The sequence below is a fragment of the Brevibacillus porteri genome, from assembly GCF_003013475.1.
GTDB classification, from domain to species: Bacteria; Bacillota; Bacilli; order Brevibacillales; family Brevibacillaceae; genus Brevibacillus; species Brevibacillus porteri.
The window spans coordinates 56738-77612 of sequence record NZ_PXZO01000038.1 but is presented as its reverse complement, the minus strand read 5'-3'; the positions used below and the strand labels follow the sequence as shown (position 1 = coordinate 77612).

Below are 20875 nucleotides of genomic sequence, written 5' to 3'. Positions count from 1 at the left end.
TTCAAAAGCACCCCTTAACGCTTCTGCTTCGGGTCCAAAGCATCCCGCAATCCATCCCCCAACAAATTAATCGAGATAACGGTAGCAAAAATAGCAATACCCGGAGGAACCCACAGCCACGGTCTTTTCTGAAAATCGATCAAGGTATTCGCCGCATCCATCATGTTGCCCCATGTGGGTGTTGGTGGGACGACACCGAGGCCGAAGTACGATAATACGGATTCGCTCAGGATCGCACCGCCGACATTCAAGGTGGCAACTACAATCAAGAGTGGTGTCAGATTGGGCAGCAAATGGAAGAATAGCTTGCGTCTGTCGCGCAGACCGAGTACTTCTGCTGCTTGCATGAATTCACTTTCACGCAAGGTGAGCATCTGGCTGCGGACCATTCGCGCCAAGCCAGGCCAGCCGATCAGGCTCAGCATGACCATGACGATGTAAATGCGGTAGTCGGTCGGGATTTTCCACTCGGAGAGGACTGCACCCATAATAAACAAGAGCGGCAGACCAGGAATGGTCATGAGCACGTCTGCTACGCGCATGATCACTTGATCGACCCACCCGCGGTAAAAGCCAGCCAGTGCACCAAGAAGGGCGCCAATAGAAACGGAGAGCACCATAGAAGCGATGCCGACTGTCAATGAGATTCGGCCAGCCTGCATCAACCGCGTCAAAATGTCTCTGCCCAAGCTGTCCGTCCCTAGCCAATGGGAGAAGCTTGGCGGCTTGTTGATCATGGCCGTATTAATCTTGCCGGATGCGTACGGAGAAAAAAACGGACCGATGAAACATACCACTGCCATGACGAGTAAAAACACAAGTCCAACCATGGCCAGTCGCTTCTTTTTCAGTCGCAAAAACGCCTCGTGCCACAAGGAGGAACGCAACGCTACCTGCTCCGGTCTCGTCACCTCAGCTACTTCACTTACCGTTGATGCCATCGTTTCCCCTCCTATTTCAACCGAACCCGCGGGTCAGCCACTCTGTACAGCAAATCAGCAGATAAATTTCCGATGACGGTGAGAATCGCCAGGAACATCGTAAAGCCCATCAAGAGCGGGTAGTCCCGTACAGAAAACGCCTGCATGTACAACTGTCCGACACCGGGCCAGTTAAAGATTTTTTCCGTGATAATCGCCCCACCGAACAATGCTGGCAGCTCAAAGCCTAGTAGTGTAATGGCGGGCAGGAGTGCATTGCGCAGCGCGTGCTTGTGCAGGACGACTTTTTCCTTCAGTCCTTTTGCCCGGGCCGTGCGCACGAAGTCTTGTTGAATGACCTCCAGCATGTTCGTGCGGAAATAACGAGTCAGCGTCCCCACGCTCAGCAAAGTCAGCACCGTCACAGGCAAAAACATATGCTGGACCACGTCCCACGCATAGGCGAACCCCGCTTCCTTGCTGCCAATCGTCATCATGCCTCCTGCGGGAAATAGCTTGGCATCGACAGCAAACAACTTGATAAATAACAGCCCGACGAAAAAAACAGGCAATGACATCGCTGCAAAAACGCCGATCGTCACGAGTGCATCGAACCAGGAATGCTGCCTGGCAGCAGACAGAACTCCGATAGAGATCGCGATCAGCCACGTAAAAAAGGTGGAGGTAATCGCGAGCAAAAACGAGTTCCAGATGTAATCGTTCAACAGCGACATCACTGGCTGCTGGTATTGCAGGGAATAACCAAAATCGCCTTGGAAGGCGTTTTTCATCCAGATGAAATACCGTTCGACGACAGGCTTATCCAGCCCGTACATCGCTTTTAGCTCCAGCTTTCGTTCCGCTGTCAGCTTGGGACTCGTATCGACGAAATCACCGGGCGTCAGAGCATACAGGAAAAAAATCAAAATGGATGCGCCGAAGAGCGTCAACGCCATGTAAAAGACCCTTTTCAAGAAGTAGGACGTCATCGTTTGCCTCCTTTCATGCTTGGGGAAAAAAAGAAAGCCCAGCCCCAGGGCCGGGCACAACATTCGTGAGTCAGTTACTCGAACTTGTTACTCAAATTTGATACCAGGCAGGCTGGTCGAAATGCCAGTGAACGGATTCGGCTCCAAGCCCTTGATCTTGCCGTTGTGCGCAGACAAAATTTTGCGGTAGCCGAGGAAGATGTACGGTGGATCATCGCTCAGCTCTTTGTACAGGTCTTTGTAGATCGCTTTGCGCTTCCCGATGTCCAGCGTAGATAGACCTGCTTCCAGCAATTCGTCTACTTTGGCATTGGAGTAACCATTCGTTCCAGTAAATCCGCTCTTGCCCTTTTTCGTCGAGAAGGCGTCTACACCGTCATCTGGATCGATCAGCATCGTGGTCGAGAACGAAGCGAGGTCGTGATCTCCTTTTTCCGTCCGTGCCAAAACGGCGTTGTAGTCCATCATTTCCGCTTCAAACTGGATGCCCAGCTCTTTGTAGTTTTCTTTGGCAATCGGGATCAGTACCTCTCCCAGCTTTCCTTTTGTCGTGTAGTAATGCACGACCAGCTTTTGTCCGTCTTTTTCACGGATACCGTCCGCGCCCGGCTTCCAGCCCGCTTCGTCCAGGAGCTGCTTCGCCTTTTCCGGATTGTAGGCGTATGGATTGACATCCTCCGTATAGGCCCACGAAACAGGGCTGATTGGTACATTGGCGACTTGCGCGTATCCTTGGTAGGTCAGGTCTAAAATCTTTTGGCGATCCAGTCCGTAGATGAAGGCTTGGCGGACGCGCTTGTCTTTGAAAAATGGCTTGGAATGATTGAACTTGATGTACGAATAGGCACTGGATGTGTACAGATTGATATTCACGTATCCTAGTTCTTGCAACTGCTCAATGTTATCCGAGTTGACGGTAAAGGAGTTGTAGTCCATTTCCCCTGTCTGGATAAACTGTAGAGCGTCGCCCTCGGTCGTCTTGTAGATAAAGTGCTCGACTTGCGGCTTGCCCGCGAAATAGTGCTCGTTTGCGAGATAGCGGACTTCTTGACCAGGAATGTACGCCTCAAATTTGTAAGGTCCAGCTCCCAATGGCTTGCCGTGCAGGGTGCGGAGATACTCCAGATTACCTGGTTTGTACTCCTTGCCGTAGTACGCTTTGGAGAGCACCTGCCCGCCTAACAGAACGAGAGATTTGGCGTTCACTTTCTCCGTCGTGATCTGGATCGTCTGTGGATCAATCACTTTGATTCCTTCGATCGTGTTCGCTTTGCCTTCCTTGTATTCACGGCCACCCTTGATACTTGCTACGAAAATGTCCGTTTCGCCATCGTACATTTTGTCGTGCAAAATCGTCAGTGTAAAGGCCACATCCTCTGCCGTCAGCGGTGAACCATCGCTGAATTTCAGATTCGGTCTCAGGTGGAATGTATACGTGAGCTGGTCAGGAGATACGTCCCATTTTTCCGCCAACTTGGGTACTGGCTTTCCTGTCGCATCGACATCCACCAGGGATTCGAAGATCGCTGAGGAGACATTGCCATCGTAGCCGTTGTGGTAAAAGAACGGGTTAAATACACCACCCGGCTCTGTCAGTCCCGCAATAAATGTATCGGTCCTTTTGGCTGCTGCTTCCGGCAGCTTGGATAAATCCGTAGCCAAATTGATGCCGTCTTTTATGTCTTGCACCTTGCTGGCAGCAGGTGCTGATGCTTCTGTCGACGGAGTCGCCGTTTGTGTCGAGGTAGCCGGCGCACTGCCTTCGGAGCTGCACCCTGTGACCAACAGAGTCCCTAATAGCAAGCTTGAAATGATTTGCGAAAACCTTTTTTTCATGTTGATCCTCCTTCATATCCACTCACTCAGTGAAACCAGCTCCTCCGGTGGTCCGGTCGGATCAAAAAACAATAACTTATAATTCTTACCTGTTTACTATGAATTAGATTATAGGTATCGATACCGGATCGGTCAACAGTTTTTTCCAAACAAAAAAAGCCCCGATTATTCGAGGCTCTCATTAATCGTATGCCTTTTATACGGAATGCCTAGTTTTTCACACGCCTGCATCACGAATAGAGAATGTCGCTCACGCATGGTGTCCTCTATCCTTTTTTCCAATCCCCAATCAGATAGGTTCGAAGCTGGCCGCAGTGCCGCACACAAATCCCAGTACGGAAGCTGGGTATAATCGAGTGTCTTGCTGGCAGAAGATTGATAATGAAGCGTAAACTCATGCATGGCCTCCACTCCAAATGCCCACAAAATCTCCAGTCTGGCATTGCCGAGATCAGATAAGGGGTCGCCGATCGCAGCGTCCTCCCAGTCGATAACAGCAGCCAGTTTTTCTTCCTTCCACATCGTATTCCCCGGCCAGAAATCGCCATGCAACAGAGATGCTGCATTCGACTGCGGCAGCGGCCAAACAGACTCCAGCATTTCGCGAATGAGTCCCTCATCCAATGATTTGTCCAGGCTCGCGGGTCTTTTGTGGAGCTTCTCCGTTATCGCTTCTTCTTGTTTTGGCAAAGAAGTGCCCACCAGTCTAGTAGCGTCTACCGAATGGATGCGAGTCAGCACCTCAGCTGCTTGTTGCAGAAAGCTGGACAAGTTGGCTGGTGCGGTGACTGTCTCTCCTTCTATGAATTCGATGACAAGACACGGTGTCGGAAACATATCGCTGGCTGCTTCGAGATGATAAGGCGTTGGAGTCGGCAAATCAGCTGACTTCAGTATTTGCAACAGTCTGAATTCATCTGATGCGATTTGCGGATTTCGCTTGAGGTCAGCCTGACCATGCTCGCGGACGACTACTTTTTTCTTCGTGCCGTCAGGGCTCTCCATTTCTAGAGAGGTAACCTGTGCAGAAATCCCGCCTTTTAGCTCCCATGCACGAAGGAGCTTGGCTGACGGGTTCATGTTATGTACCAGGCGTGTCCATTTCTCATCCATATATGTTTCCCCTTTATGCTCCACTGTCTGATTGTCTATACAGTCCTACCTTCATCATTTCCATATACGATTCTAATTCCGCAAAAAAGGATTGGACATGTGCGAAGCCTTTATCGCTGGCATCGTAGTTTTCGCGGACGTACTTTTGCGTCAATGCCTCTACAGTCGACAGCAAAAAATGCAGCGCCTTCTGTGGATCGAACTGTGCTTTGATCAATGACGTATCGACTTGATCCAGAAACAAGGGAATATATCGCGCATTGAACTGTGTTTCTCTGTCTTCGATCTCAGCCTGGCATTCCTCGGGATAATCGAAAAAGGTCGCCACTGCCATTTGATAAATAACTGGCTCCTCGGCAAAGAGCGCCATTTTTGCTTGATTGACATGAAGAAATCGCGCAAAAAAGTCTTGCGGCGCCGCTTCCATTCGCGCCTGTATACAGGCAAAAAAACGTTCGATACAAGCATCGACAATCGCGAGAAACAGTCCCTTTTTATTCCCGAAAAAGTGGAACAGCATCCCCTTTGATACGCCTGCGTTCTGAACGATTTGATTGGTCGAGCCTCTTTCATAGCCTTTCGCGGAAAATTCAACAAGGGCCGCTTCCAACAGTTTTCGCTTGTTCGGCTCCAGTGTTTCGTCCTGCCAAATTCCTTTTATGTCCGTCACCTTCTCTCCGTTCTTCTTTTTCCTATCATAACGCATATTGACCAGGTGGTCAAAGTGGAGTTATACTTTCCTCGAAGACTTCATCAGCCCTATTCCACTACAAGGAAGTGATGCCTGATGGCACGGACATTGCCCGTATTCGCCCGTATCATCCTTGGATTGATTTTGCTTGGAGCAGGTGTGAATGGTTACATGGTCTTGTTTGGATTCGAGCCTATCTTTCCAACCAGTCCTGCTGCCATGGAGCTTTTGCAAGGGTATTTGCTGGTTCTGGTCAAAACCGTCGAAATCATCTGTGGATCGCTATTCCTAACCAACCGCTTCGTCCCACTGGCTCTAACCGCCACTGCGCCTCTTGCTGTCAACATCTTGACGTTCCACCTGTTTGTCGATCCCGACATGCTCGCATTGGGACTGATTGTCGCGATTTTGGAAGTGTATTTGTTGTGGAGCTATCGTCGTAGTTTTCGTCAGTTGATGACGATGTAGACAAAAAGACTATATTCCATCGGTTGTGGTCGGGGGAAGCCCTGCCACATGTTTTCCAGTCGCCTGTATCCTCTCTTCGTTCGGGCGGACTCCTTCCAAACATGTGACAGGACTTTCGTACAGCTGTGGATTTTTTCGTGCCTTTAAACGTTTTGCAAGTTAACACAGGGAAAGCTTCTGAAAGACTAATTCATTTGGCCCGAAACACCTTAGAATCACATTCAAATTAATGAATAGCTTCTTCCCCCACTACAGCAACGTTAATTAACACAAAAAGAGCCGGTATCAAGAGGTGTACCGGCTTTTTAACTATCATCTTTTCGGTAAATGAATCTGCCACGATATTCCGTAACGATCTTGGACCCATCCGAACTTTCCACTGAACGGATATTGTCCAAGCGGCATGAGTACTTGTCCATCCGAAGAGAGCTGTCCAAAAACACGGTCAACCTCTTCCTCTGTATCGCAGTCCACAAACATCGAAATCGCCGGGGTAAAGGCATGATAGTCACCGTTCGTATTGTCAATACACATGAAAGTCTGACCTTTTAACGTGAAGGTAGCTTGCAGGACTTGTCCATTCTCGTGATGCATAACCTGCTTGATTTCTGAGCGATCAAAAATAGACGTGTAAAACTTCATCGCTTCTTCCGCTTGTCCATGGAACATGAGAAACGTAGTGATAGCTTGCACTGACAATCACTCCTTTTCGTGATGATATACGTCTCCATTCTGCCCATTCCTCAAATATGCATAACCACTAGATCCAATCGATGATCCGCCACTGACCTTCTTTTTTTTGCTTTTGCAAGAGTGCAGTAGCCGTCTCTGCTAACAGGGCGATCCCTCTCTCTATCATATCAGCATCTGTTTGGATAATACTAATTCGTAACCCGTTTTCACGCGGGAAGGTAGGCAAATAGCTCTGGTTCGTGGACATGACCCGCACGTTTTGCTGATGTAACGCGGCAATGATATCCTGAGCGTCTAGCTCATCAGGAAGCAGCACTCTCGAAAAAATCCCGCCTGTTCCGATTTGTGTGTGAAGCTGTGGGGGAAGATAGCGCCGGCAGCACTCGGCCAATGTTTCCATCCGCAGGCGATAACGTTCCCGGACAAGAGCAGCATGATGGTCGTACATCCCGCAATTCAAATACAGCTCCAAAGCCGCCTGAGACAAGACGGCCGTACTGGAATCACACGATGCTTTAAACAACCGGAACGTTTCCATTACGGAAGGGGGTAGGACGACTGTCGCCAATCGAAGTCCGGGCAGCATGATCTTAGAAAAGCTTTTGACGTACAGGACACGCCCTGATTGATCGTAGCTGTAGATCGGGTCTGTCTTTAGATTGGTTTCCATGTCCGCCAGATAGTCATCCTCGACAATGTATACATCGTAGCGCTGAGCCAGCTTGGCGATTTGTTTCTTTTGTTCCGTTGAATAGCTTGTCCCCAACGGATTGTGAAACCGGGGAATCGTGTAGAAAAACTTGATTTGATTGTTGCGGAAATGCCGCTCCAGCTCATCCATGTCGATGCCTGCCGCGGTCCGCTGGATGCCCAGAACGGTAACTCCCAGCAGCTCGAGTGAACGCAGCATGCCGTGAAAGGTAGGCTGTTCGACTAGCACTGCATTCTTTCCATTTGGAAAAGGCATGGAGGCGAGCAGATGCAGCGCTTGCTGAGCTCCCGAAACGACGCAAATTTGCGAAGGGGATGCAAACACTTGTGATTGGGCGAGATGGCTCTCCAATGCCCGACGCAAGGAGAAAAAGCCCTGGGGCTCCGAATAGGAAAACAACTGATCTTCATATAATTCAATCGCACGGTTTAAACAATGCTGGAAATCTTTGAATGGCATAACTTCTGAGTCGGGGCTGGCTGCCGTAAAGTCAATTCGCTCCTCTGGAAAACGCGTACTTTGAAGAGGGCGAAGGACCGCGTAATAACCGCTTTTGGGAATGGAATAAATCAAGTGCTCCTTCTCCAGCTCTTGATACGCCCGTATCGCCGTATTCAAACTGCACGACCAACGCTCGGATGCAGTACGAATCGACGGCAGCTTCTCCCCTGGCTTGATTGTATGGGTACGAAGCTGTTCTTTGATGCTGTCTTTCACGACTTCGTATTTATTCTTCATCCCGTTCACTCCCCCGTTATCTGTGTGGGTACAGATTCACTTTTCTCTCCTTTATGCGCCCTAGTCCCTTGAGTATAGTGAATCGTAAGCAAAGGAGTAAATACATATACGGAGGGATACAGATGGAAGCAAGACACGCGACACTGCCTTACAAAATCATTGATGAGAAAGCTTTACTCGATATCGAGCGCATCAGCGATTGGCTGTCGACAACGTATTGGGCGTCAGAACGCTCCAAGGAAATGATCGTAAAAAGTATCGAAAATTCACTCTGTTTTGGATTGTACGGTGAGGATGGACAGGCTGGATTCGTCCGGGTCGTGAGTGATTACGCGACGATTTCCTGGGTGTGTGATGTCTTCGTCGACCCGGAGCATCGAGGTAAGGGATTGAGCAAATGGCTCATGGAAGTGATGGTGGAACATCCAGACATCCGTCATACGAGCATGATACTCGCTACTCGGGATGCTCATGGTTTATACGAGCAGTATGACTTCACACGAAGAGAAATGATGCGCAGACCAGCTATTGAGGCTTAGACTCGCTAACGTCGCCTTTTGCGTCAACGCTCGCCCCATAGGAAATGCGGTTGAGCTTGTCGATGATCCGCTTTTTGTTTTTCTCGTCCATCGGAGCAGGCTGACCGTTCGTGAGCTTCACCGGGATCACGCGGCTCTTGCTCCCGTCTTTTGAAAATGTCAGTTGGACCATCATGGCTTCGCGACCTTTCGGATTGCGCGAGGTGGTAAACACAAAATTCCCTACGCTGTAGTAGATCGGCGCCTTTTTATAAAACTCAACACCCATAATCGAATGGCTGTGCGACCCAACAATGGCATCCACACCGCTGTCGATCAGCTTTTTCGCCATCTCACGCGCATATGGTTCCGGGTAATTCTTATATTCCAGATTCCAGTGCATGACCGCAATCGTAATGTCTGACTCCGCCACTGCCTTTTTTACATGGGATAGCATCGGCTCATAAGAGTAGGCATGGGCGAGACCTGGCTTGTTTTTTCGCGCATACCAGCGCTCATTTGGAAGGACACGGCTGATCCCGATGACTGCCACGCGTTTCCCCTTGATCGTTTGGATGTAGGGTGCGAATGCTTCTTCCTCGTTTTTCCCCGCCCCGACGTAACCGATCTTTGCCTTTTTCAGATGCTCCATTGTGTCATAGAGCGCGTCCATTCCGTAATCCAGCGAATGATTATTCGCCAGATTGACCACGTCGAAACCCGCGTTCACGAGCCCCTGCAACGACTCTGGCTTCGCACGATAGGTATATTCCTTTTTCTCCGGACGTCCCCGCGTACTGACTGGTGTCTCCAGATTACCAATCGTCAAGTCTGCCTGCTTGAGAAAATCACCTGTTTTTTGAAACGGATAATCTACGCCGTACCGCCCGATCTGATTCCCGACGCTCTTATCCAAAATCATATCCCCGACAAACGCTACCTGAATAGAATCCTGCTCCTGTACATCCCCTTCGCTGCTCGCCTGGACCGCGACAGATTCCGTTCCCATTGCAGCACAGAGCATCACAGCAGCTACCACGATTACCGCGTGTTTCCATCGTCCAATCTTCATGCCTCTCAACCCATCTCTCTTTTTGCTTTCATTCTAGAAGGCGTGGGATGTGAAGCCTGTTGAAGCATGTCTAGCTTCCATGGAAATTTCTCGCCTTAAAGTGACTGGCATGCAAAAGATGGCGGTTTAGGACCTGCATCTCGGGACAAAAGACTCTTTCTTTTTTCAAATGTCGATTTTTGCCGATAACAAGTATAATGGACACATACGATTCTAATACATAGGACGGTACAAACATGCTCCATCATTCCATTATGCTGAAAACCAAAACAGCAATGCCCGCCGTTCGATCGAATAGCGTTCACAGGAGCCGACTACTGCAAAAAATGGACGCCGGTCTGCAATGCCGACTGACCACGTTATACGCCCCAGCCGGGTATGGAAAAACGACCTTGCTCAGTCAATGGGCGCATCAGTACGGTGGTACCACTGTATGGCTCTCACTCGATGAGATGGATAATGATTTGATTCGCTTTTGGAGATACATCGTATTTACACTGTCTGAATCTGACTTCGCAGAACTCTCCGAACGAATGGAACCAGCCATGAAGGCAACCAGTCATACCTCGATCTTGACCTTCATCGATTCCCTGCTCAATGAACTCGCTTCTACGACGCAGCCCCTTGCTATCATTCTCGATGACTACCACGTGATCTCGGATGAGACGATTCACAACAGTCTCGCTTATTTTCTGGAATATGTTCCGAGTCACGTCCATCTGTACATCGCCAGTCGCAACACGTTGCCTTTTTCTACAGTCAAATGGAACGTACGTCATGAAGTATGTCATATTGAGTCGGGACAATTTCTTTTCAGTCTTCAAGAGACGGACAGCTTTTACCGGCAGGTTCACGATTTACCTCTGACCGAAATGCAAATCGAGCAGCTGGTGAAAAGTACAGAGGGATGGATCGCCGGCTTGCAGCTCGCTGCCATTTCACTCGTGAATATGGAGAACTACGATCAATTTTTTGCCGGATTTACTGGCTCTCATCGCAATATTTCGGAGTATTTGTTTCATGAAGTGATCATGCGACTCCCGGAAGAGGAGCGCAGCTTCTTGCTCAAAACCTCTGTGCTGGCGAGAATGGACGCTCATGTGTGTCGCGCTCTGACCGGCCTGCCCCAGTGCCAACAAATGCTGACCCACTTGCACCGCCAAAACATTTTCTTAATCCCGTTGGATGATTACGGGACGTGGTATCGGTACCATCACTTATTTGCCGATTTTTTGCGCAGTCAATTGGAGCAGACAGCTCCCGGAGAAGCACGTGTGCTGCACCGGCTAGCCAGTGAGAGCTATGCGGAGCGTGGAATGATGGACGAAGCGATCGATCATGCGATTGCCGCTGTTGATTACACGTTGGCTGTAAGCTTCCTTGCGCAACATATTCCGGTACTGCTTCAACGCGGCGAGTTTTCCAGCTTTCTCAGAACGCTGGACAGCATCCCTGATCACGCGAACTATTTCTCACCACTTTTTCGCCTGATCTATGTGTTCCTCTTGGTAACCTGTGTTCAAACGGATCGGGCGGAGCTGGCCCTCACCGAATTGGAGCAAAGCATTGCTGACATAGAAGATTCAACAGAGCATCGGCAGTTTTTGAGCGGTCTGTTTTTTGTTCGAGCCAATTTGGTGTTCGCCACTATGGATTTTGATCGCTGGATCGCCAGTTCTTCACAGTTAAGTGGTGGACTTCCTGAGAGTCCATTGTTTTACCACTTTAATTACAACACGACAGAACCATTTATTCGGCGAACGAGATTCGGGTTAAAAGGAATCCTATCCGATCAGACAGAGCTTGTAGGCAATCAGTTCTCCGACATACTTGAAGCACATGGCTGGAAGGACTCCTTGATTAATTTGTACGTCGTTCAGGCATTAGCAGAGGGGTTTTATGAGGAAAACAGGCTGGAAGAGAGCCTTGCGTATCTGCAGCGCGTTCGTTTCGTTGCCCTGCACAAGCAAATTCCTGGCCTACTCGTCCCTTATGTACTGACTTCGGCCAAAATCAAGCTGGTAGAGGGGAATTTTTCAGCGGCCCGCAAGATTGTTTCGGAGACGATAGAGACGGTCGCGAGCTGGGGTGCTCCGTATTGGTTTAGTCCGTTACAAGCATTTCTCGCACACATCGCGATCCAGGAAGGGGACATCGCTTTGGCGAAAGCGGAGTTGTCCAAGCTTCCCCCCTCCATTTTCAATCAACCTAGCATTCAAAGAGAATTAGAGGTTTTGACCTATGTCCGTTTGTTGCTCGCCCAGCAGCAGGAACAGGAAGCCTTGCGTATTTTAGCGCTCCTAAAGCCATCCAGTATACGCGAGGAGCTATTGATCAGTCAGGTAGACATCGCCATTCTGCAAGCGCTCGCCCACCAGCAGTGCGGCAACAAAAAGGAAGCGCTGGCTTTCCTCCACGAAGCACTCTTGATTGGCGGAAACAACTGCTACGTCCGTAGCTTTCTGGACGAAGGTACGGCGATGTCTCACCTCTTGCACGATTACCAGCTACGCTTGAAAAAACGATCCCAACTACCTGGTCCGTCCGTCTCGACTGCGTATGTCAATCAACTGCTATCCCTTTTCCCTAAGAAAATGGAGAAAAGAAAAGCTCCCTTGATCGAGCCGCTAACCGGAAAAGAAATGATCATCCTTTCGATGCTGGCCCAAGGAGCATCCAACAAGATGATTGCCGATGAGCTAGGAAATACGCTCGGGACGGTCAAGGTGTACCTACATCGGATATATGGCAAGCTCGGTGTCACCAATCGCACACAAGCTCTTCTGAAAGCGCAAGAAATTTCGCTGCTAGAAAATAACGCTGTTGATTAACGGAACTTTTCAATATGTTCATGCAGAAAAGCGTCCAGCTTGCGAGGTTCTCTGCCGAGGACACGCCATACGTCATCTGTCGGCTTTTCCGGGATCGCTACTGACATAGCTTGAATTTCAACGACGTGACTGGCGAGCCACTCCGGCATGTTTCCATACTCCATCAGATCTCGGCGGAGTACTTCGCTATCCTTGTTGATGTACGTGATTGGGCGGTCGAGCAGCTCGGACAGCTTGCTCGCAATTTGCGGATAGCTGAAAACCTCAGAACCAGTCAGGGTGTATACACGACCTGCCTTTTCAGGGTAGGTCAATACCTTTGCGGCAACATCGGCGATATCCCGGCAATCGATAAAGTTGCATGCTGTTTCACCCATCGTACCGAAGAAACCATGTTGCGTCTTGATCGTCGGTGCGAAGCGGAGCAGATTTTGCATAAAGGCGTACGGTCGCAGCACGGTACTTTTCATACCCGATTCTGATAAAGCGCTCTCGATTTCCTGGTGCCATCCCGCTACAGCGACTGGCGCCTTTTCGTCGTATGCTGGACTGGATATTTTCACGATATGCTGGATTCCAACCTCAGCTGCTATGCGAATCATCGATGTTTCCAGCTCGACCTGATTGGGACTGTTTGAAAGGGAAAGGAAGAGCTGATTCCCACCCGCAAACGCTCGGCGCAATGATTCAGGGTCAGAAGCTTCCACTGCTGCGACTTCCACCGTAGATGCTGCCTGCTCTCCCATTAGCATCTGAATTTTTTCCGGCGTTCTGCTCAATGCCCGGGTTGGGACACCAAGCTCTATCAATCGTTCTAAAAGTGCACGACCTATGGTTCCTGTTGCTCCCATGACTACGATCATTTTTATCTCCTCCGTAACTAATTCATTTTTTGATGGTCATGATTGATGGCATTACGCCAACGCCAAGTGATTAACGTGCTGGCGATTATCGCTGACAGTGGGAAGTCGATCCAGACACGACTTAGCCAAGCCAACGATTCACCGGGAGCAGAGATGGCGAGTAACTCCGTTGTTAGCCATGCTGCCAAGAGACCGATCACTGCCATTGTCATCCCCATAACCGCTACCGTCGCCAAATGAGGCGTGTCGGTGACCCAGCGTTTATGTATACCACGGCCCTGTAACCATCGCCCAAGGAGTGCGGCAATCAATGCGGATGTTCCGCCAATCGTGGTCAATGCCCCTATTTGCAGCCCTTTGTCAGCGGTGATCCATCTCCCTATGCTCGCCATAATCGCAGGAGACAAATAAGCCATGATTACTTCTCGCCATAAAACAAACGATTTTCGTTCCGAACGTGCGCCTTTGATCGGATAAACATCTCCCGCTTTTGCAGGGTCATGCATGTGTTTCACCTCCTTTCCCCTTTTTAAAAAATAATTAGGAACCTAACTACATAAGAATGAAAATGGGCTAGCTACCTAGCCCGCTTTACAACTTTCCTGCTGCTTACTATTCGTCTGTCAGCGCCGAGATGCCTTGTGTCACGCGGCCCAGCAGGTCGAGAAACACACTGCGCTCCTCGGTATTGAGCAATCCGACCATCGCTTCCAATCTCGCAAAGTGCTCAGGCGCCATTTCACGCAGCTTGCTAGCACCGAGCTCCGTTAAAATGACCGATTTTTGCCTGCCATCTTTTGCACTCGCTCGTCGGGAAACAAGGCCATCGCGCTCCAGGATGTCGATCAGACCAGTAACAGTAGCCCGTGTTACCCCCAGATGCTCTGCCAATTGTGACGGCAGCACTTCCCCACCGTTATCTTCGAGGTCTGCCAATAAGCGATATCGTCCCGTTGATAAGCCGAATCTGGCAAAATGTATTTCGGCCGCATGCCCAAGCTTGGCTCCTGCCTCCATCAGCCTAGCGGCGACGAGTACAGCTTGCGCATCAACATCGAGTCCATACTGATCAATCTGGCGCTGCGATTGAACAAGCGATGGGATCGCTTCTTCTTGTTTTCTTCCGTTTGAATGGTTTGTCATAGATATAGTATGGCACCTAACTATTTTCTTGTCAACACGTCTTCTCTATTTCGGTGCCATCCTGATTGCCCCATCCAGCCGGATCGTTTCACCATTCAACATCGAATTGGTGATGATGCTGTTCACGAGCATCGCGTATTCTTTCGGATCACCCATGCGTGCGGGAAAAGGAACAGTCGCACCCAACGCATCTTTTACAGAGCGAGGCAGTTGGTCGTACATCGGCGTGTCAAATAGACCCGGAGCAATTGCCATCACGCGTACGCCATACGAAGCCAGGTCTCTTGCTAGTGGCAGGGTCATGCTTACGATTCCGCCTTTGGAGGCGCTATAGGCAACCTGCCCCACCTGCCCTTCAAAAGCTGCCACCGATGCGGTATTGATGATGACACCCCGCTCCCCCTGTTGGTTCGGCTCGTTTCCTGCCATTTGCTCCACTGCCAACCGAATGACATTAAAAGTACCGATCAGATTGACTGAAATGACTTTGCTGAAGGATTCCAGTGAATGTGGACCGCTTCGCGACAGCGTTTTTTGTGCCAAACCGATCCCCGCACAGTTGACCACGGCGTGAATCGTACCGAATGTGCCAGCAGCCTGATCGATTGCATCGCGTACACTCGCCTCACTCACGACATCCGTATGCACGAACAAAGCATTTTCGCGCCCCAGCTCATTCGCCAGCGCTTGCCCCTTCTCCACCGTCAAATCAAGAATGGCTACTCTTCCCCCGTGTTGAACTACATTCCTCACAGCGGCTTCTCCCAAACCGGAAGCACCACCCGTTACAATGGCAACCACTTCCCGCATATCCAAGCCATTCTCTCCCTTCCTTTACAATTGCATCCGCATTCAGGAAAATGCTTTGCAAGTTGGATACCAAACGAATCCCCCCTTGCCACACGTCGTTTTTACAAGCGACAAGCTGTCTCGACCTTCTCAAATCCAGACAGGTATGAGACATCTGTGTCCGGGCAAAGGACAGTTGTGCTTATCCATCTCCACCATTTTAGGGCTTGCTATTTACAATCAACCCCATTATATTTTACTTACCGGTAAGTAAATCAAATTGGAGAGGAAAGAACCCAGATGAAAGTGTCTTCTACCAGAGTCATTGGTCTCGATTTTGCGCGGGCGTGGGCCATGCTCGGCATGATGATCGTCAACTACGTTGTCATCTTGAACGCAGAGCATAACGGACCTGACTGGCTCATCGCTTTATCCAGTTTGTTTCAAGGTAGAGCATCTACCGTATTCGTTGTTTTAGCGGGAATCGGCATTGCGTATATGACAAAAAAGGCCAGGACCTCAGGTGACCCGGCCCTCTTGCAGGCTAGCCGCCACGTCCTTTGGAAGCGCTCCTCATTTTTATTCGTGACCGGGATGTTGCTCTATCTCGGTAGTTGGAGCGGCGACATCCTGCATTACTACGGTGTCTATATGCTCATTGCCTCCTTCCTCCTCGTCGTATCGGAAAAAACGCTTCTTCTCGCATTTAGCGGTATCCTGCTCACAGCTCAAACGCTACAATTGTCGCTCAACTACATGCAAGGGTGGAACCCGAAGCAACCATTTATCGAGTATCTTGATTTTTGGACAGTCGAAGGATTCCTGCGCAACTTGCTGTACAACGGCTATCACCCGGTATTTCCCTGGATGTGCTTTTTCCTTCTCGGCTTGTGGCTAGGTCGACTCAACCTGCTCGATCGATCTGTACGCAAAAATATGTTGGGCTGGGCAACTGCTCTGTTCGTCAGCTTGGAAGTTTTATCGTATGGGTTGATCAAGCTCTCTATTCCGGTCGTCGGAAGCGAGATGGCCCTATTTTTATGGGGAACGAAACCAGTCCCACCCAACCTGTTTTATGTGCTGTCCAGCTCAAGCACCGCTGTCATTATCATCCTTCTGTGCGTCAGCTTTGCGGAAAAATTCGCGAACAGCTGGTTTACGCAGACATGGGTAAAAACCGGACAGCTGACACTGACACACTACGTCAGCCATATCATTGTTGGGCTCGGCTTCCTCGCCTTGATTGGCAGACTCGAAAATCAAACGCTTGCTTTTGCGATGCTCTACGCCGTAGGATTCTTCCTTTTTTCCATTGTGCTCACGCTTGTATGGAGACGTTGGTTCGAGAGGGGACCGTTGGAGAGCTTCATGAGAAAAATGAGTAGGTAACCATTCTGTGGGTTCATCCGTCTGCTATATAGGAGAATTTTGCTAATCATACATACACCAATTTCGAAGTAGTCAGACGAACTGGAGATGATCTCATGAGTCCAATGGTTTTTTTCAAAAAGGCTGTCCCCGCGAACGCGGAGCAACTCACCCAAATTGCTGTTCGCTGCTTTGCAGAAGACGTCCAAAAGTATGGAGAAGGCCCTGCCGGACATGACCAGCCTGACCAGCATGTTTTGTTCATGCAAAAGGCCCATTACTATACGATCTTGCTGGATGACCAGATCGTTGGCGGTTTTTGCCTCCTTCCAGTCGATCATGAGCATTTGGAGCTGGGGATCATCTATGTCGATCCTGATAAACAAAACTTGCGTATCGGAAGCCAAACCATGCAGTTCATGGAGGCCGCGTATCCACACATCAAGAAGTGGACGCTCGATACCGGCTATGAAGCCGAGCGCAACCAGCACTTTTACGAGAAATGCGGTTACAAAAAGGTCGGCGAGACAGCGCCGAACGCAGCAAATGGTTTTTATAAATTCAGGTACGAAAAACGGATACCTAAATAAATAGATGGAAAGGGAGAACAGCTATTAAGCCATTCTCCCTTTTTTCGTTTACCCTTATTTTCGAATGCCCTTCTTGGTCGCCAATTCCAAGTAGTACGTTGTTTCTGCCTGTGTTTCCTTCGTAAATGCTTCACTGACCGCGTATGCCGGCTCCACCTGAATTTCACTCAGCTTTTGCAAAAAGGCTGGGTCCTTTTCCATCTTGGCAATCGCTTCTTCCCATTTGCGAATAACCGACTCTGGCGTTCCTTTGGCAAAAGACACTCCGGTCCACCAGAAAACCGACAAGCCTTGAATGCCTTGCTCCTCCGCAGTAGGGACGTCAGGCAGGAATGGACTTCGCGTGTCACCGGATACGGCGAGGATTTTGACCTTGCCCGCTTGCAGCATCGGCATGATTTCCCCTACTGTATGCACCGCCAAAATCGCGTGCCCTCCAGCGACTTTCGGGACGGAATCGGAAGCGCCTTTTGTCACGATCATTCTCGTCTTGGAGAAGTCTGCTCCGATCACATCCAGCCACTCTGCTACCCCAAATGCGGAAAAGCCTGCTGGCCCTACAGAAGTCCATGTTAACTGCTCCGGATTCGCGCGCACCCACGCGGAAAATTCAGCGAAATCTTTCCAAGGCGCGTCGGCTTTTACTGCAAAAGCAAGCGTTCCTTTGCCAATCCTGGCCGAATAGACTTGATCCTCGTTTGTAATCGGCGGCGTTTTCATCCCAGCAGCGAGCATCGTCGTATTGGATACATTGACGGCAAGCGCTGTGTAACCATCATTTTTGGCTTGCTTTAAGGCATACTCCGCTCCTACTGCCCCACCACCTCCCGCCTTGTTGACGACGATGATGGGCTGCCCCCATTCCTTGCTCAAATAATCAGCTGCCGCTCTGGCCACGAGGTCGACTCCGCCCCCAGCAGAATACGGCACGATATACTCCACCTGCTTCGATGGATAGGCCGACTCGGCTGCACCTTGATTTCCACATGCACTAACGACTGCCGCCAAAAGCAACGACATGATGACAGCCGCCCATTGTTTATACCCTCTCACTGACTCTTCCTCCCTACGCGACATCTACTCCCCGGTCTCTCTCTTCCTTCAACCGTTGCTGTGTCCGGCGGTTCAGCATCATGGAGATGATCAAGAGTGTTCCTGCTGCCAGCAAGATGGTCAACGATAAAGGCCGGAACAAAACAATGCTGAGATCACCCGAGCCCATCGCCATCGTTTGAATGAATGATTCTTCCAGAAGAGGTCCCAAAATGAAGCACAAAACCAGCGGAACAACTGGCCATTTATATTTGGAAAAGACATACCCAAGTCCGCCAAACAGAAACGCGACCCACACATCAAACATGCTGTTCCGCACACTGTATGCCCCAATCGTGCAGAACATCAGGATAATCGGAGCCATGATGCCATATGGCACCCTTGTCAATTTCACCCACACCCATACCATCGGGAGGTTCAGCACGAGAAGCATTGCATTCCCCACGAACATCGAGGCGATGACCGTCCAGACAAAGCTCGCATTTTGTTCAAACAAAACTGGGCCTGGCGTCAATCCGTAGATCATCAAGCCTGCCAACAAAATCGCCAGTGGTGGTGAGGAAGGAATCCCTAGCGAAAACAGCGGGATGAAGCCCGCACTGCTCGTCGCATTATTCGCTGCTTCTGGTGCCGCCACCCCTTCGATCGTTCCCTGACCGAACTTCTCGGGATGCTTCGATAGCTTTTTCTCCATATCGTACGCCAAAAACGACGTGATCGCAGCCGAACAGCCCGGCAGCAATCCAAGAAAAAAGCCGACAATCCCGCCCCTCAGCATAGGCCCGGCACTTACTCTCAAGTCTTCCTTTTTCGGGTAGACACTGCCCGGTTTGCCCATGAGGGTAGCTGTGCGTTTTTCATCAATCCCTTTAAGGACTTCTGTAATCGCAAACAACCCGATGATGATGCTAATCATGTCAAAACCTCCGACCAATGCGGGGACACCGTAATCAAAGCGCGGCATGCCAGATGATGGTCCCAGCCCAACTAGAGCGAGCGAATAACCGAATGCCCCCATCAAAAACGATTTGACCAATGATCCTCCTGATAGACTGACCATCAGCGTGAGAGCCAAAATCATCAGCGCAAAATATTCAGGCGGTCCGAATTTTAACGCTTGATCTGCCAAAATGGGCGCGAAAAAGACGAGTCCGATTACCCCGAGTACCCCTGCTCCAAACGAAGCTAGTGCGGATATCCCCAATGCCGGCCCACCTCTCCCTTTTTTCGCGAGCGGATAGCCATCCAAACACGTGGGGACTGATGATAGCTCCCCCGGGATATTCAGCAGAATCGCTGTCGTCGAGCCACCGTACATGGCACCGTAATAAATCCCTGCCAACATGATCATGCCTTGTGTCGGCTCCAGGACAGCTGTCACTGGAAGCAGAATCGCGATGGCAGAAGTGGGACCGAGACCGGGCAATACACCTACAAAGGTGCCGATAAGAGCGCCGAGTGCTGCCATGAGCAAATGCTCCGGGGTGAGGGCTGAAGCAAAACCAGCCAGTAATAGTTGGAACGTCTCGATAATCAGCACCTCCTTCTCATGCTTGCTCTAAAGCAAAACTCCTCCAGGCAGTGTGATATGCAGCGAATAGATGAACACCACATACAGCCCCCCTGTCAAAAGAACAGAGTACACGATGGACGTACGCCACCGATAACTGCCGATCAGGATAAAAAAGGCAAAGGAGACAAAGAGCGTAGCCATTGTGTAACCGATCGCGCCGAGCAGCCAGACATACAGCAACAGGAATAAAAAGCAAAGCAGTAGGCGCAGCCTTTTTCCAGGAAGAAGCGGTCCGGGATTGGGCGAAGAGGCTTCCTCCGTCACACGGAATGATTGGATAAGAAGCACACCTCCCAGCATGAAAAACAATAAACCGAGAATCGCTGGCAGCGTGTGATCCCCTACGTATAACGACGTCGAAAATGCCTCCAGACGATAGGCCTCGAACGAAATGAAGACTCCAAGGATCATACTTAGAAGGGCACCGATAAAATCCGGCTGATTATCCGGGCGTCTCATGTGTATCACCTCAGCAAAAAAGCTACCATCAGCCTATGGCACATGCGCCCATTGTGTGCGAAAGCAGAAAAAAACTACCATAGCCAGTCCACACGGGACACAGCATATGGTAGTCAGCTAGATTTCGATTTCTATTTGGTCGATCAGACGAATAATGGCATGGGCAACTTTCGCTTCATACGTTTCATTGCTTTCGAACTCGCTCCAAAGCTCTTTGATATCGCCGTTCGAAACATCGTGGATCATGAGCATTTTCAAAAGCTTCTCCATATTGGCCTGATTGCGGATCAAATGAGGCTCCATCCGCTTAACCACCATCCATAATTTTTGCGAATTGACCATCGTCGTCGTCACCATCTGTATCCGCTACCCCCATACCAATTATAACTATATATAACTAGTTATAATTAATTATAACGAATTACTCAAGTAAAACCTTACTGGGTTGCTTCCCAA

General features: G+C 49.8%; 21 protein-coding genes. 5 read left to right on the top strand and 16 right to left on the bottom strand.

Annotated features, from left to right (window positions below):
• Window positions 1–14: 14 nt before the first annotated feature.
• From opp4C to C7R92_RS19205, 5 genes are all read right to left on the bottom strand, one after another.
• Window positions 15–941 (bottom strand): oligopeptide ABC transporter permease, encoded by a 927-nt coding sequence (gene opp4C, locus C7R92_RS19225; RefSeq protein ID WP_069848428.1) that lies wholly within the window; start codon window positions 939–941, stop codon window positions 15–17.
• A gap of 11 nt (window positions 942–952) precedes the next feature.
• Window positions 953–1909 carry an ABC transporter permease gene (locus C7R92_RS19220; protein ID WP_106835332.1) on the bottom strand — a complete coding sequence of 319 codons (957 nt, stop codon included), beginning with the start codon at window positions 1907–1909 and terminating at the stop codon, window positions 953–955.
• Window positions 1910–1996: 87 nt separating this feature from the next.
• Window positions 1997–3745, bottom strand: coding sequence for an ABC transporter substrate-binding protein (locus C7R92_RS19215; protein WP_106835331.1), 1749 nt, complete (start codon window positions 3743–3745; stop codon window positions 1997–1999).
• Between the two features lie 165 nt (window positions 3746–3910).
• Window positions 3911–4858 carry a phosphotransferase family protein gene (locus C7R92_RS19210; protein WP_106835330.1) on the bottom strand — a complete coding sequence of 316 codons (948 nt, stop codon included), beginning with the start codon at window positions 4856–4858 and terminating at the stop codon, window positions 3911–3913.
• A 13-nt stretch (window positions 4859–4871) separates the two neighbouring features.
• Window positions 4872–5528 carry a TetR/AcrR family transcriptional regulator gene (locus C7R92_RS19205; protein WP_069848435.1) on the bottom strand — a complete coding sequence of 219 codons (657 nt, stop codon included), beginning with the start codon at window positions 5526–5528 and terminating at the stop codon, window positions 4872–4874.
• 117 nt (window positions 5529–5645) lie between these two features.
• On the opposite strand from C7R92_RS19205, the gene C7R92_RS19200 reads away from it, so the two are divergent.
• Window positions 5646–6017, top strand: a complete 372-nt coding sequence (locus tag C7R92_RS19200) for a hypothetical protein (protein WP_106835329.1) — start codon at window positions 5646–5648, stop codon at window positions 6015–6017.
• Window positions 6018–6329: 312 nt separating this feature from the next.
• Here C7R92_RS19200 and C7R92_RS19195 read toward each other — a convergent pair whose 3' ends face one another.
• Both C7R92_RS19195 and C7R92_RS19190 read right to left on the bottom strand, forming a co-directional pair.
• Window positions 6330–6716, bottom strand: coding sequence for a VOC family protein (locus tag C7R92_RS19195; RefSeq protein WP_106835328.1), 387 nt, complete (start codon window positions 6714–6716; stop codon window positions 6330–6332).
• A 61-nt stretch (window positions 6717–6777) separates the two neighbouring features.
• Complete coding sequence (locus tag C7R92_RS19190; RefSeq protein ID WP_106835327.1) at window positions 6778–8160, bottom strand: aminotransferase-like domain-containing protein; 1383 nt, start codon at window positions 8158–8160, stop codon at window positions 6778–6780.
• 122 nt (window positions 8161–8282) lie between these two features.
• On the opposite strand from C7R92_RS19190, the gene C7R92_RS19185 reads away from it, so the two are divergent.
• On the top strand, window positions 8283–8699 hold the full coding sequence (locus tag C7R92_RS19185; RefSeq protein WP_106835326.1) for a GNAT family N-acetyltransferase: 417 nt from the start codon (window positions 8283–8285) through the stop codon (window positions 8697–8699).
• Here the strand turns inward: C7R92_RS19185 and C7R92_RS19180 are convergent.
• Window positions 8686–9750 carry a CapA family protein gene (locus C7R92_RS19180; RefSeq protein ID WP_106835325.1) on the bottom strand — a complete coding sequence of 355 codons (1065 nt, stop codon included), beginning with the start codon at window positions 9748–9750 and terminating at the stop codon, window positions 8686–8688. The two genes, C7R92_RS19185 and C7R92_RS19180, sit on opposite strands and share 14 nt — an antisense overlap.
• Before the next feature lie 236 nt (window positions 9751–9986).
• On the opposite strand from C7R92_RS19180, the gene C7R92_RS19175 reads away from it, so the two are divergent.
• Window positions 9987–12581, top strand: coding sequence for a winged helix-turn-helix domain-containing protein (locus C7R92_RS19175; RefSeq protein ID WP_106835324.1), 2595 nt, complete (start codon window positions 9987–9989; stop codon window positions 12579–12581).
• On the opposite strand, the gene C7R92_RS19170 is transcribed toward C7R92_RS19175, so the two are convergent.
• The 4 genes from C7R92_RS19170 to C7R92_RS19155 form a co-directional block, all read right to left on the bottom strand.
• Window positions 12578–13444 carry an SDR family oxidoreductase gene (locus tag C7R92_RS19170; protein ID WP_106835323.1) on the bottom strand — a complete coding sequence of 289 codons (867 nt, stop codon included), beginning with the start codon at window positions 13442–13444 and terminating at the stop codon, window positions 12578–12580. The genes C7R92_RS19175 and C7R92_RS19170 overlap by 4 nt on opposite strands.
• A gap of 17 nt (window positions 13445–13461) precedes the next feature.
• On the bottom strand, window positions 13462–13950 hold the full coding sequence (locus tag C7R92_RS19165; RefSeq protein ID WP_106835322.1) for a hypothetical protein: 489 nt from the start codon (window positions 13948–13950) through the stop codon (window positions 13462–13464).
• Window positions 13951–14056: 106 nt separating this feature from the next.
• On the bottom strand, window positions 14057–14587 hold the full coding sequence (locus C7R92_RS19160) for a MarR family winged helix-turn-helix transcriptional regulator (protein ID WP_017251219.1): 531 nt from the start codon (window positions 14585–14587) through the stop codon (window positions 14057–14059).
• A 45-nt stretch (window positions 14588–14632) separates the two neighbouring features.
• Entirely contained in the window at window positions 14633–15403 is a 771-nt protein-coding gene (locus C7R92_RS19155) for a 3-hydroxyacyl-CoA dehydrogenase (protein WP_106835321.1), read from the bottom strand.
• A gap of 273 nt (window positions 15404–15676) precedes the next feature.
• Between C7R92_RS19155 and C7R92_RS19150 the strand changes: the two genes are divergently transcribed.
• Together C7R92_RS19150 and C7R92_RS19145 are read left to right on the top strand one after the other, a co-directional pair.
• The gene (locus C7R92_RS19150; RefSeq protein WP_106835320.1) at window positions 15677–16765 is read left to right on the top strand and encodes a DUF418 domain-containing protein; all 1089 of its coding nucleotides are present in this window, start codon (window positions 15677–15679) and stop codon (window positions 16763–16765) included.
• A gap of 95 nt (window positions 16766–16860) precedes the next feature.
• Window positions 16861–17334 (top strand): GNAT family N-acetyltransferase, encoded by a 474-nt coding sequence (locus tag C7R92_RS19145; RefSeq protein ID WP_069848459.1) that lies wholly within the window; start codon window positions 16861–16863, stop codon window positions 17332–17334.
• 54 nt (window positions 17335–17388) lie between these two features.
• Here C7R92_RS19145 and C7R92_RS19140 read toward each other — a convergent pair whose 3' ends face one another.
• The 4 genes from C7R92_RS19140 to C7R92_RS19125 form a co-directional block, all read right to left on the bottom strand.
• Window positions 17389–18411, bottom strand: coding sequence for a tripartite tricarboxylate transporter substrate binding protein (locus tag C7R92_RS19140; protein ID WP_069848462.1), 1023 nt, complete (start codon window positions 18409–18411; stop codon window positions 17389–17391).
• Window positions 18401–19927, bottom strand: coding sequence for a tripartite tricarboxylate transporter permease (locus C7R92_RS19135; RefSeq protein WP_106835319.1), 1527 nt, complete (start codon window positions 19925–19927; stop codon window positions 18401–18403). Before C7R92_RS19135 ends, C7R92_RS19140 begins: the two co-directional genes overlap by 11 nt.
• Window positions 19928–19945: 18 nt before the next feature.
• Window positions 19946–20419: a tripartite tricarboxylate transporter TctB family protein gene (locus C7R92_RS19130; RefSeq protein ID WP_106835318.1), complete on the bottom strand. Its 474-nt coding sequence runs from the start codon at window positions 20417–20419 to the stop codon at window positions 19946–19948.
• A gap of 117 nt (window positions 20420–20536) precedes the next feature.
• Complete coding sequence (locus C7R92_RS19125; protein WP_106835317.1) at window positions 20537–20776, bottom strand: HD domain-containing protein; 240 nt, start codon at window positions 20774–20776, stop codon at window positions 20537–20539.
• Between the last annotated feature and the right edge of the window lie 99 nt (window positions 20777–20875).